This is a genomic window from Bradyrhizobium sp. Kon69 (assembly GCF_055807515.1).
Map to the genome: position 1 here is coordinate 1 of NZ_JBVVOS010000133.1, position 407 is coordinate 407.

1 pseudogene is annotated in these 407 nt (G+C 57.7%); it reads left to right on the plus strand.

What is annotated here, in order from left to right:
• Positions 1 to 407: pseudogene (locus tag AC0L3U_RS38555) on the plus strand (acetate--CoA ligase family protein); the annotation flags it as partial.

The following is a 407-nucleotide window of genomic DNA, read 5'->3' on the forward strand; positions in this document are numbered from 1 at the left end:
CCGATAATCGGTCCGAACTGCTACGGCTTGATCAACTATGCAGACGGCGCTCTTCTGTGGCCGGACCATCATGGCGGGGAAAGGCTGCCCGACGGAGGGCGTGGTGTTGCCATTGTCACACAATCCTCCAGCATCGCGATCAACCTTTCGATGCAGAAACGTGGCTTGCCGATCGCTTTTCTTATGGCTGCCGGTAATCAGGCGCAGATCGGTCTTTCCGAAATTGCGCTTGCCATGATCGAGGACGGCCGCGTCACCGCGCTCGGTCTACACATCGAAGGGTTCGACTCTGTATCCGGTTTCGAAAAACTCGCGGCACGGGCAAGGGAGCTAAAAAAGCCAATCGTCGCGATCAAGGTCGGTCGTTCCGAACAGGCCAAGCAGGCGACGCTGTCGCATACGGCTTC